The 11,474-nt window shown below is 70.7% G+C and carries 14 protein-coding genes; 1 reads left to right on the forward strand and 13 read right to left on the reverse strand.

The genetic code is table 11. From position 1 onward, the window contains the following. The 13 genes from CCN39_RS20745 to CCN39_RS20805 form a co-directional block, all read right to left on the reverse strand. A partial coding sequence (locus CCN39_RS20745; RefSeq protein WP_158104533.1) for an AMP-binding protein occupies nt 1-1,087 on the reverse strand: 1,087 nt, incomplete at its 3' end. 17 nt (nt 1,088-1,104) lie between these two features. After that, nucleotides 1,105-1,689 carry a hypothetical protein gene (locus CCN39_RS20750; RefSeq protein ID WP_086844406.1) on the reverse strand — a complete coding sequence of 195 codons (585 nt, stop codon included), beginning with the start codon at nt 1,687-1,689 and terminating at the stop codon, nt 1,105-1,107. Beyond that, on the reverse strand, nt 1,686-2,183 hold the full coding sequence (locus CCN39_RS20755; protein WP_086844408.1) for an Rv1363c family protein: 498 nt from the start codon (nt 2,181-2,183) through the stop codon (nt 1,686-1,688). The genes CCN39_RS20750 and CCN39_RS20755 overlap by 4 nt, the downstream gene beginning before the upstream one ends. Then, nucleotides 2,180-3,286: an MlaD family protein gene (locus tag CCN39_RS20760; RefSeq protein ID WP_086844410.1), complete on the reverse strand. Its 1,107-nt coding sequence runs from the start codon at nt 3,284-3,286 to the stop codon at nt 2,180-2,182. The genes CCN39_RS20755 and CCN39_RS20760 overlap by 4 nt, the downstream gene beginning before the upstream one ends. Continuing rightward, a complete protein-coding gene (locus tag CCN39_RS20765; protein ID WP_086844412.1) occupies nt 3,286-4,257 on the reverse strand; it encodes an MCE family protein in 972 nt (323 codons plus the stop codon). Before CCN39_RS20765 ends, CCN39_RS20760 begins: the two co-directional genes overlap by 1 nt. Then, entirely contained in the window at nt 4,254-5,252 is a 999-nt protein-coding gene (locus CCN39_RS20770; RefSeq protein ID WP_086844413.1) for an MCE family protein, read from the reverse strand. Before CCN39_RS20770 ends, CCN39_RS20765 begins: the two co-directional genes overlap by 4 nt. Continuing rightward, nucleotides 5,252-6,247 (reverse strand): MCE family protein, encoded by a 996-nt coding sequence (locus CCN39_RS20775; protein WP_086844424.1) that lies wholly within the window; start codon nt 6,245-6,247, stop codon nt 5,252-5,254. Before CCN39_RS20775 ends, CCN39_RS20770 begins: the two co-directional genes overlap by 1 nt. Beyond that, nucleotides 6,244-7,260, reverse strand: coding sequence for an MCE family protein (locus CCN39_RS20780; protein WP_086844414.1), 1,017 nt, complete (start codon nt 7,258-7,260; stop codon nt 6,244-6,246). The genes CCN39_RS20775 and CCN39_RS20780 overlap by 4 nt, the downstream gene beginning before the upstream one ends. Beyond that, nucleotides 7,257-8,453 carry an MCE family protein gene (locus CCN39_RS20785; protein WP_086844416.1) on the reverse strand — a complete coding sequence of 399 codons (1,197 nt, stop codon included), beginning with the start codon at nt 8,451-8,453 and terminating at the stop codon, nt 7,257-7,259. The genes CCN39_RS20780 and CCN39_RS20785 overlap by 4 nt, the downstream gene beginning before the upstream one ends. After that, nucleotides 8,450-9,265: an MlaE family ABC transporter permease gene (locus tag CCN39_RS20790; protein WP_013229372.1), complete on the reverse strand. Its 816-nt coding sequence runs from the start codon at nt 9,263-9,265 to the stop codon at nt 8,450-8,452. The genes CCN39_RS20785 and CCN39_RS20790 overlap by 4 nt, the downstream gene beginning before the upstream one ends. Continuing rightward, nucleotides 9,266-10,060: an MlaE family ABC transporter permease gene (locus CCN39_RS20795; RefSeq protein ID WP_086844418.1), complete on the reverse strand. Its 795-nt coding sequence runs from the start codon at nt 10,058-10,060 to the stop codon at nt 9,266-9,268. Further along, a complete protein-coding gene (locus tag CCN39_RS20800) occupies nt 10,057-10,785 on the reverse strand; it encodes a hypothetical protein (RefSeq protein ID WP_208630282.1) in 729 nt (242 codons plus the stop codon). Before CCN39_RS20800 ends, CCN39_RS20795 begins: the two co-directional genes overlap by 4 nt. Nucleotides 10,786-10,790: 5 nt before the next feature. After that, nucleotides 10,791-11,276: a hypothetical protein gene (locus tag CCN39_RS20805; protein ID WP_143264097.1), complete on the reverse strand. Its 486-nt coding sequence runs from the start codon at nt 11,274-11,276 to the stop codon at nt 10,791-10,793. 7 nt (nt 11,277-11,283) lie between these two features. Here CCN39_RS20805 and CCN39_RS51095 point away from each other — a divergent pair. Beyond that, a partial coding sequence (locus CCN39_RS51095) for a hypothetical protein (RefSeq protein WP_208630283.1) occupies nt 11,284-11,474 on the forward strand: 191 nt, incomplete at its 3' end.

Genomic DNA, 11,474 nt, shown 5'->3' on the forward strand with positions numbered 1-11,474 from the left:
GCTCGACCTCGCCGCGCGGCGGGACGACGCCGTCGGCCAGCTCGAGCACCACCACGGCCTGGTCCCCGCGCACGGCGAACGCCGACGCCGCGCGCGGCCGGATCGCCGGGTGCGCCTGCTCGGCCGTCGCTTCGAGGTCCTCCGGGCGGTACCCGGCGACGAAGTTCCGGCCGGTGACGCACAGCTCGCCGGAGGCGTCCAGGAAGCCCTGGTCACCGGTCCGCAGCCACCACCGCGGTTCGTCGTCCTCGAGCAGGAGAGCGCAGAAGACCCGCGCGGACTCCTCCGGCCGCTTCCAGTAACCGCGGGCGACGTTCGGCCCGCTCACCCAGATCTCGCCGACCTCGCCCGCGGGCACCCGCCGTCCGTCGCGGCCGACGATCGCGACCCGCTGCCCGGCCGGCCGTCCACAAGCGACCAGCGCGGTCGCTTCGGCCACGACGTAACACGCCGGCAGAGCCTCGGCCACGTCGTCGCCGATCACCGCCGGCCGGCCCGTGACGATCGGGACGGCCACCCCGAGCAGCAACCCCAGCGGGTCGCTCGGCGGCAGCCGGGTCGCCACAGCGGATTCGCCCAGCACCTGAGCCGCCTGCCGGGCATTGGCCAGCACGTTCGCGTGCGTGACCATGATCCCGCCCGGGTACTGCAGGTAGGCGACGTCTTCAGGCACCGCCGGGTACGAGGTGAAGCCGGACGCGTCCGGGACGGCGTCCACGGCGAGCACCCGGTGCCCGCAGGTGTCCAAAGTGGCCAGGAACCGCCGGATCGCGGGCACGGTGGCCGCGGTCGCCAGCACGATCGACGGCTCGGCGTCGGCGAGGACACCCGCCCGGCGCTCCGGCCCGGCGGGGATCGCGACCAGCCCGGCCCGCAGCACGCCGAGGAACGCGACGACGTAATCGGGTGACGGCGCGATGAGGATCGCCGCCCGTTGCCGCGGCTCGGTGACCCGGCGCAGGGCCGCGGCGACCGCGGTGACGCGCCGGTCCAGCTCGGCCCAGGTCAAGGTGACGCCGGGCCAGGTCAAGGCCGGCATTTCGCCCGCCACCGCGGCGCGGCCGGCCAGCAGCTCGGAGAGGGTCATGGGGTCCTCGTGCATTCTCAGGCGGCGGACATCCCGGTGACGCGCCACTTCCCGGCGACGCGCTCGGCCGTGACGCTCAGCTGGGCGGCGCCGGTGCTGCGCTGCCCGTCGCCTCTCGTGCCGGTCTGGTCGAGGAACACCAGCAGGGCCGCACGGTCGCCGTCCAGGAGCTTCACCCCGGACGTGACGGCGGTCGACGTGACCACGAGCTTCTGCTCGGCGGCCAGCTTCCGGACCTGGCCGAAGAGCTGTTCGTACTGCGCGAGCGCGGGCCCGGTCAGAACGTCCTTCGCCGCCTGTTCGCTCTTGGCCGGATCGTCGTAGCGGTAGGAGAAGACCGTGCCGAGGGCGGCGCTGACCTGCTTCGCGGCTTCGGCGGTGCCCGAGACATCGGACAGCGCGCTGTTGTGCGCGACCACCGCCTGAGTGCCCCGCGCTTCGAGGGTGAACCACACCGCGAGGCCCGCCATGACCACGGCCACCACCGCGGGCACCAGCCACCCCCGCCGCCGTGGCCCGGCGACCGGATCCGGAGGCGCCGGTTCCGGCTCGTGGTGCCGTCCGGCGACCTTCACGACTCGTTTCTTCGTCGGAACCGTCATGGTGTCTCCCCCACAGGTACCTGGCCGAGACCGGTGACGCGCCAGCCGCCCGGCCCGCGGGTCAGGTCGGCCTGGAACCGGTTGCGCTTGGTCACGGCGTCTCCGCCGTCGGGCGCCACGACCAGTTCGACCGAGGCGATCAGCTTCGCCGTCCCCGCCCCGGTGTCCACTTCGGTCACCGCCGCGTCGGTCACCTTGCCGGTGGTGACGGTCTTCGCTTGGCCGATCCGGTCGAGGCTGCCCGGCCGGTCGGCGGCCAGTTCGTCGTGCAGCGCGCCGCCGGAAAGGTCCAGCCAGTGCTGGTACCCGGGTTCAGCCTGCCGGTAGTCCAAAGTGGTCAGTCCGGCGACGGCCGTCCGGCCCGCCTGCAGGGCCTCCTCCCGGACGACCGCGCGCGCGACGCCGTCGTCGTGCGCCGCCTGCCACCAGGTGAACCCCGACCACCCGGCCGCGACGGTCGCCAAGACCGCGGCCGGCCACGCAAGAATCCTCACGGCCGTCCTCCCGGTGCGTTCTGCGAGCCCCGCACGTTCGTCGGGTCGCCCTTCGGCAGTGCACAGCGCGCGGCCGTGTTCAGCGGGCGGACCGACGTGTCGAGGCCGTTGCGGTACGGCGTCGTGTACCCGGTGGTGCACGGCGGTGGATCGAAGAAGGTCAGCGAAAGTCCGATGTGGACGCCGTCCGGCCGCACGATCGTGCCGGCCGCGGCGACCGCCTGCGGCGCGGTGATCAGCAGCTGGCGGAGCCCGTCCTGACGCGCTTCGAGGACGTCCGCGGTGGTCAGCAGGTTCGCCAGCAGCACGCCCAGGTTCGGCCCGGCGTCGCGGATCAGCGCGCTGACCTCGTTCGCGGCCGCGGGCACCGCCGGGATCAGCGTGCGCAGGTCGCCGTCGGACGACTTCAGCGTCGAGGCCAGCAGTTTCGCGTTGGCGCCGAACTCGCGGATCGCGCCGGCCTGCTGCACCTGGGTGTCGAGCACCGTGTGCGCGTCGGTGACGAACCGGGTCAGCGGCGCGACGTGCGCGCTCGCCGCCTGCACGAACTCGATGCCGCGGCCGACCAGCTGGTCCAGCGCCGGGCCGGCGTCGGAGGTCGCGTTGTACAGCTCGTCGACGACCGTCCGCAACGCGGGCTTGGGCACCGAGTTGGCGAACGAGTCCACTGTCGACAAGACGACGTCGACCGGCAGCGGGATCTTCGTGTCGGCCTGGGTGAGCACCGAGCCGTCGTGCAGCTTCGGCCCGCCGTCGGTGCGCGGCCGCAGGTCGACGTACTGCTCGCCGACGGCCGAGCGGTCCGCGACGACGGCTTCGGTGTCGGCCGGGACGGGCGCGGTGCCGGAGTCGATCTCGAGGTCGGCCTCCATGCCGGCCGGGGTGAGCCGCAGCTCGCCGACGCGGCCGATCGGCACCCCGCGGTAGGTGACCTCGGCGTTCGTGAAGATGCCGCCGCCGGTCGGGAACTGCGCGGTCACGGTGTAGCCGCGGTCGAAGAACACCTTGTCGAGGCCCGCGTAGGTGGCTCCGACGTAGGCGACGCCGAGGACGGCGATGACGACGAAGATCGTCACCTGCACGCGCACGAACCGGGTCAGCATCAGTGGCCTGCCTTGAGGAAGCCGTTGAGGTAGTCGCCGCGGATGGTGTCGAGGGCGGCGTCCGGGAACGGGAAGGTGAAGATCATCTCCATCGCCTTGGGCAGCTTGTCGCCGGAGTCGGCCAGCCGCCGCAGCAGCGGTTCGAGGGCGCGCAGGTCGGCGACCAGGTCGTCCTTGCTGCGGTTGACCGTGTCGACGGCGACCGAGGTCAGCCCGTCCAGGGACTTGAGCATGCCGACCAGTGCTTCCCGCTGCTGGTTGAGCACGCCGATGCCGGGTGTGAGGCCGTTCAGCGTGGTCGTGATCCGGTCGGTGTGCGCGTTCAGGGTGGCCGCCAGCTTGTTGACGCTCTCGATGGCCCGGGTGATCTCGTTCCGGTGCTCGTCAAGCCCTTTCACGAAGGTGTCCAGATCGGACAGCAGCGAGCGCGCCGCGGTCTCCTTGCCGCCGAGCGCGTCGTTCAGCTCGTGGCTGATGTTCTGGACCTGCGCCACGCCACCACCGTTGAGCAGCAGCGACAGCGCGCCGAAGACCTCTTCGATCTCGGGCGTCAACGTCGACCGGTCCAACGGGATGGTCGCGCCGTCGAGGAGCCGGCCGGACGGCGTCGCGTCGTCCGGCGGGGCCAGTTCGACGAACTTCTCGCCGAGGATGCTCGCCTGCCGCAGCCGGGCGACGGCGTTGCCCGGCAGGTCGACATCACCGTTGAGCAGCAGTTCGACGACCGCGCTGTGCCCGTCCGGCGCGAGCTCGACCTTGACGACCTGCCCGACCGGGACGTCGTTGACCTTGACCCCGGACTGCGGCACCAGGTCCAGGACGTTCGTGAACCCCGCGGTCACGTGGATCGGGTGGTCGCCGAGCGCGGCGCCGCCCGGCAGCGGGATGTCGTAGACGCTCACCCCGCTGCCGCAGCCGGTGGTGACCAGCGCCAGGGTCATCACCGCGGCGAGCTTGACCAGTGACTTCATTTCGGCTCCGCGAACTCGAGGAGGTTGCCGCGGCCATCGATGGTCCCGTTCGCCTGGTCGTAGGCGCCCAGGAGGTTCGTCAGGGCGTTCGGGGCCGCCTGGAGGGCCTCGGCGAGGGAGTCCTTCTGGGTCACGAGCACCTTCGTGACGTCGGCCAGTTTGTCCACATCGGACTGGACTTTGCCGCGGTTGTCCTTGATGAACCCCTGCACCACGCTCAGCGCCTGGGTCAGCTCGGTCAGCGCGCCGGAGAACTGGTCGCGCTGGTCGGCCAGCACTTCGCTCAGCGAGGCGATCTGCGAGATGGCCTGTTTGACCTGGCCGTCGTTGGCCGCGAGCATCGCCGTGAACTTGCTGATGTTGTCGACCGATCCGAACAGGTCGTCCTTGGAGTCGCTCGCGGCACGCGCGAACTCGCCGAGGTTCTTGATCGCCGTGCCGATGGTCTGCCCGGTGCCGTTCAGGTAGTCCGCCGACCGGGTCAGGACTTCGCTCACCGCGCCGTCCTTGTTGGCGCCCTGCGGCCCGAGCGCGGACATCAGCTGGTTGAGGCTGTGCAGCAGATCGTCGACCTCGACCGGGGTCGCGGTGCGCTCCCGCGGGATCGACGCGCCGTCGGCCAGCTGCGGCCCGCCGCGGTAGACGGGCGTCAGCTGGACGTACCGGTCGGCGACCAGGCTCGGCGTGATGACGACGGCCCCGGCGTCCGCGGGCAGCGCCACGCCGGGCCGCAGCGTCATGGTCACCTTGACGTCGGTTCCATTCGGTTCCACTTTGGACACGGAACCGATGGCGACGCCGAGGACGCGGACGTCCGAGTTCGGATAAATACCGACGGCGGCGGTGAAGTACGCGGTCAGCGTCCGCTCCCCCGGCGCGGTCACCACCGGCCAGGCGGCCGAAACCACGAGGGCGAGCACGACGCCGAGCGTGAGGGCCCGCAGCCGGGACCGTCGTCGCGCCTGCGCGCCCAGGTCGGTGAGTTGGTGGGCCATCAGCGTCCCCCGTTCTTCGGCGGCTGGCAGCTGCCCGGCGTGCTGCCGGTGGGGATCAGCCCGCAGATGTAGGTGTCGATCCACCGGCCGTTGCCGACGGCGTTGCCGAGCAGCCGGTAGAACGGCCCGGCCAGGCGCAGGCTGTCCTCCAGCTTCCCCTGGTTGCGCTGCAGCACGGTCGCCACGCGGTCGAGCTGGTCGAGCGCCGGTCCGAGCGTCTTCTGGTTCTCCGCGACCAGCCCGCGCAGCTGGATCGAGAGGTTCTTGATGCCGGTGAACAGCTTCGCGATGGCGTCCTTGCGGGCGTTCAGCTCGGTGAGCAGCGTGTTGCCGTCGCGGATCAGCGCCTGGATCTGGTCGGACCGTTGGCCGAGTGTCTTCGAGACCTGGTTGGTGTTCTGGAACAGCTTGACCAGTTCCTCGTCGCGGGAAGCCAGCGTTTGCGACAGGGCGGCGATGCCGTTGAACGCCGTCTTGACGTCGGCGGGAGCGGACGCGCCGAGCGTGTCGGACAGCACGCGGAACGCCTGCGCGAGCTGGTCGGTGTCGATGGCGCCGACCGTGCTGGCGAGGTCGTTGAAGACCGCGGTGACGTCGTAGGGCGAGCTGGTGCGTTCGGCCGGGATCGGCTGGTCAGGGTTCAGTTCGGCGTTGCCGACCGGGTCGAGCACCAGGTTCTTCTGGCCGAGCAGCGTCTTGATCTTGATCGCCGCCGTGGTCCGGTTGCCGACCCAGGTGTCGCGGACCCGGAACAGCACCTCGACGTGGTCGCCGGCCAGCCGCACGTCGGTGACCTCGCCGACCTTCACCCCGGCGACGCGGACCTCGTCGTTCGGCTTCAGCCCGGCGGCCTCGTGGAACTCGGCCCGGTACGTGGTGCCGCCGCCGATGACCGGCAGGTCGTCGGAGAAGAACGTCGCCGTGCCGATCAGCGCCATGACCAGCGCGGTCGCCGCGCCGACGGCGATCGGGTTGCGGCTGCGGAAGGGTTTCACCGGCACCTCGCAGCCGTGACGGGGATCCCCGGCGGCGGGCCGCCCGGCGCCGGTTTGGCGTCCGTTTCCACGGCGCACAGGTAGAAGTTCGCCCACGAGCCGTAGGAGAAGAGCGTGCCGATCCGGTCGAGCTTCTTCGGCAGGTTGTCGATGAACTGCTGGAACACCGGCGTGTTGTCGGCCAGGTTCTTCGACAGGTCGCCGAGGGCGGTGATGCTGTCCTTGAGCGGCTGACGCCCTTGCTCGAGAAGCCCGGCGGTCGCCGTGGTCAGTTCGCCGAGGCCGCCGATGGCCTGCCCGATCGGCTTGGCGTCCGCGGCGAGGCCGGTGACCAGCTGAGCGGTCGTGTCGACGAGCGTGTCGAACTGGTCGCCCTGGGCGTTCAGCGTGTCGAGCACGGTGTTGAGGTTGCCGATCACCTGGCCGATCAGGGCGTCCTTCCCGGCCAGCGTGGACGTCAGCGACGCCGTGTGCCGCAGCAGGCTGTCGATCGTGCTGCCCTCCCCCTGCAGGACCTGGATGATCTCGAACGACAGCTGGTTGACGTCGTTGGGCGACAGCGCCTGGAAGAGCGGCTTGAAGCCGTTGAACAGCGCGGTGAGGTCGAGCGCCGGCTTGGTCCGGTCCAGCGGGATCCGCGCGCCTTCGGCCAGCGTCGGTGACGTGTCGGTGGCGCCGGGGTCGACCGAGAGGTACCGCTGGCCGACCAGGTTGCGGTAGCGGATGGTGACCGAGGCCGACGCGGTGAGCCGGTGCGTGCGGCCGACCGAAAACTCGACGTCGGCGAGGCGGTGTTCGACGACCCGCACGGAGTCGACCTGGCCGATCCGGACCCCGGCCATCCGCACCTCGTCACCGCGGTTGACCGAGGTCGCGTCGGTGAAGCGGGCCGTGTACCCGATCGTCGCGCCCACGTTCGAGTTGGCGATCGTGATCGCGAGTACGGCGGTCGCGGCCGCGGTGACCAGGAAGAAGACCAGGCCCTTGACGGCCGGTCCGGCGATGCTCCTCATCGGACGGTCACCTCCGTCCCCCGCAGCGCGGGTCCGATGAGGACACTGCTCCAGTCCGGCACGTCACCCAGCGTCGGCCGCAGCATTTCCGCAACCAGCTGCCGCTCGCCGGGCGAGTTCGCCGGGCCGAGGTCGCCGTCGCCCGGTCCCGCGGCCGCCGCCCCGCCGCCGTAGCACTTCGGCCCGCCGGTGGCGTCGAACCGCGGGGTGTCCCGGCCGGGGACGTACTTCTCGCGCGGGTCCTGGACGGTGAGCGTCACGTGCAGGCCCGGTTCGTTCGTGCCCTTGCCGAGGGCCTTCTCCATCAGCGGCTTGAGCCGGTTGACCGCGTCGAACAGGCACGGGAACTCCGGTGAGTAGCGCGACAGCAGCTCCAGTGCCGGCCGGCTCGCCGCCGAGACGCCGATGAGGTTGTCCTTGTTCTTCCGCAGGAACTCGTCGAGGTGCCCGGTGGCGCTGGTGACGCTCGCGTAGAGGTTGTCGAGGTCCGCGCGGGTGTCCACGATGGTCTTCGCGGTCGTCGACAGGTCGCTCAGCGCCTGCAGGATGTCCGGCGCGGCTCCCGTGTAGACGTCGGCCGCGTCGGCCAGCCCGGTGACGTCGGCCTTGAACTGCGGCATCAGCGGGTTCAGCTGCGCGAGGAGGTCCTTGAGCTGCACGAAACTGTCCCCGAGTGGCTTGCCGCGGTTGTCGAGGGCCTGCGAGATCGCGCCGAGCGAGCTGTTGAGCTTCTGCGGCTGGACCGCGCGCAGCAGCGGCAGCAGGTCGCCGAGCACGCGTTCCAGCTCGATGGCGTTGGTCGAGCGGTCCTGGGTGATCACGTCGCCGGCCTGCAGTTTCCCTTGTGGACTGTCCGGCAGCACGAGGTTGACGTACCGCTCGCCGAACACCGTCTTCGGCAGCAGCCGCGCGGACACGTTCCCCGGCAGCAGGCCGATCTTCGCCGGGTCGAGGGCGAGGTCGATCTCGGCGCCCGCGCGGGTGCTGCGCACCGCCCGGACCTCGCCGAACGGGACGCCCTTGACCTTGACCTCCGCGGTCGGCGCGAGCTGGTTGCCGACGCGGTCCGCCCGCAGCGTCACCAGCTCGGCGTCGTCGAAGTCCTTGTCGTAGATGGCCACCGCGAGCCAGCCCAGCAGGACCAGCACGCCGAGGAAGGCGACCCCGGCGAGCTGCGTGCGGAACCGGCTCATCCGGACACCTTCACCGTGGTCGTCGCGCCCCAGATGGCCAGGGACAGGAACAGGTCGAGCACGCTGATCAGCACGATCGACGTCCGCACGGCCCGGCCGACCGCGACGCCGACCCCGGCCGGGCCGCCGCTGGCGCGGTAGCCGTAGAAGCAGTGCGTCAGGATCACGCCGACGCTGAAGACCAGGACCTTGCCGAACGACCACAGGACGTCGCCGGGTGGCAGGAACAGCGTGAAGTAGTGGTCGTAGGTGCCGCCGGACTGGCCGAAGAAGACGACCGTGGTGAGCCGCGAGCCGAGGTAGGAGATCAGCAGGCCGATGACGTACAGCGGGATGATGGCGATGAACCCGGCGACGATCCGGGTGGTGACCAGGTACGGCATGCTCCGCACGGCCATCACTTCGAGGGCGTCGATCTCTTCGGAAATCCGCATCGCGCCCAGCTGCGCGGTGAATCCACTGCCCACAGTGGACGAAAGCGCGAGCCCGGCGACGAGCGGCGCGATCTCGCGCGTGTTGAAGTAGGCGGTCAGGAAACCGGTCATCGCCGAGATGTTGATCTGGTTCAGCGCGCTGAAACCCTGCAGGCCCACGGTGACGCCGGTGAACACGCACAGCCCGACCATCACGCCGATGGTGCCGCCGATCACCGCGAGGGCGCCGCTGCCGAACGTCACTTCGGCCAGCAGCCGCACGACTTCGCGGAAGTAGCGGGTGACGGCGAGCGGGACGGCCGCGAGCGCGCGGACGTAGAAGAGCAGCTGGTCGCCGAGGTCGAACAGCCGGTCTCCGGGTTTGCCGAGGATGGCCACTCAGGTTCCCTTCGCCGGGACGAGCTGCAGGTACAGCGCGGTGAGCACGGTGTTGACGAAGAACAGCAGCAGGAACGTGATGACGACGGACTGGTTGACGACGTCGCCGACGCCCTTGGGGCCGCCCTTCGGGTTCAGGCCGCGGTAGGCCGCGACCACCCCGGCCAGGTAGCCGAAGATGACGGCTTTGATCGAGCTGACGACCAGGTCGGGCAGCTGCGCGAGGGCGTTGAAGCTGGCCAGGTAGGCGCCGGGCGTGCCGCCCTGGACGATCACGTTGAAGAAGTAGCCGCCGAGCACGCCGACCACGCTGACCAGGCCGTTCAGCAGCACGGACACCCCGACCGCGGCCTGCACGCGCGGCACGACCAGCCGGTGGATCGGCGAGACGCCGAGCACCTCCATCGCGGCGATCTCCTCGCGGATGCTGCGGGCGCCGAGGTCGGCGCAGATGGCGCTGCCGCCCGCACCGGCGATGATCAGCGTCGTCACGATCGGGCTGGCCTGCTGCACGACGGCCAGGACGCTCGCCGCGCCGTTGAACTGCTGGGCGCCGATCTGGCTGGTGAGCGAGCCGAGCTGCAGCGAGATGACCGCGCCGAACGGGATGGAGACCAGGATGGCCGGGGTGATGGACACGCTGGCGATGAACCAGAACTGCTGGACGAACTCCCGCACCTGGTACGGGCGGCGGAGCATGGCGAGCAGGACGTCGAGGCCCATCGCGCACATCCGGCCGAACTCGCGCAGGCCGTTCGCGGCCTTCTGCGGCGCCTCGCTGAGGAAGGTCGTCATGGCTGCTTGCACCCGGTGCTGAAGCAGCGCAGCGTGAGGTTCGAGACGAACGTGTTGCCCGGTCCGGAAACCAGGCCGGTGAGCAGCCGGCTGACGTCCTCGTGCCCGACGCACCCGGCGAAGGACGGGGTGGTGAACACCGACGTCACCTTCACCGGCGGGGCGGGCAGCGAAATCGGCACCAGTGCCTTGATGTTCACCGCCGCGGGCTGCGCGGTCCGGCAGCCGGGCCCGACGTCGAGGGGCTTGCCGTCCACCCGCACGTCCGAGAGCTTGATGAAGACCTTGGCGGTCACGTCCGTGTCGGCGCAGATGTTGGTTTGCGTGGCCTTGCAGTCCTTGTCCTTGCCCGTGTGCACGGTGGCCGTGCCGGAGGCGTCGCCGTCCGGGACGATTTCGACGCGGCCGGTGGTGGCCATGAACCGGAAGGCGACGAAGTAACCGTTGGTGGGCGGGATGGTCAGCTTGCCGGTGATCGGCACGGTGCTGGTCAGGCCGCCCAGGAAGCCGTCGAAGGTGCCCGGCGGGAACGCGATGTCGGACCCGAGTTTGGCCACGTGGCTCGTGGTCGGCTGCTGCGCGTCCCCGAGGGTGAAGCCGAAGGGGATCTGCGTGGCGGCCGCTTGCTGCGACGGCACGGGCTCGCCCGGCGCCGCTTCCGCGGCGCCGAGCGAGATCGCGGCCGCTGCCAGCACGAGCGGCAGCGAAAATCGGGTCAGGGTCATCGAGTTCACTTCTTGGTGAGGGTGACGTCCAGCTTGTTGCCGGGGCCGGAGGTGATGCCGGTGATCAGCCCGGTCAGGAAGCCGCAGCCGGTGAACTGCGGGATGCCGTAGGTCGCCGTCAGCTTGCCGCCCTTGAGCGGGTCGAAGCCGGGCGCCGAGACGAGCGGCACGTCCGCGGGCTTGACCGTGTGGCACGACTTCGACGACAGGATCGGGAAGCCGAACACGCGGACCTTGGTGAGCTGGACGTCGATCTGGGCGTTCGCCTTGACCGCGCCGGCGGTGAGGGTGCCGGTGATCGCGCCGACCTGGTTCAGCTTGACCGTCGCGGACGCCGGGATGAAGCCGAGGACGCGGAAGTCGACGTCCGACTTCGGCAGCGCGAGCTGGGCCCCGAACTTGCCGGAGGCCGCGTCGAGCTTGGCGTCCAGCGTGCCCGGGCCGAGGGGCAGCGTGGCGTGCAGCTGCTTGAGGACCGACTTGCCCTGCACGGAGTACTTGACCTCGATGCCGCCCGGCGGGTTCGTCGGCGTGGTGGTCGGGGTCGTCGGCTGGGTGGTCGGTGTCGTGGGCTCGGGCGTCGGGGTCGTCGGTTCCGTGGTCGGCGTCGTGGGCTCGGTCGTGGGAGTCGTCGGGTCCGTGGTCGGCGTCGTCGGCGCGGTCGTCGGCGTTGTCGGGGTGGTCGGTGT

The organism is Amycolatopsis kentuckyensis (assembly GCF_002155975.1).
In the GTDB taxonomy this organism is placed as follows: Bacteria; Actinomycetota; Actinomycetes; order Mycobacteriales; family Pseudonocardiaceae; genus Amycolatopsis; species Amycolatopsis kentuckyensis.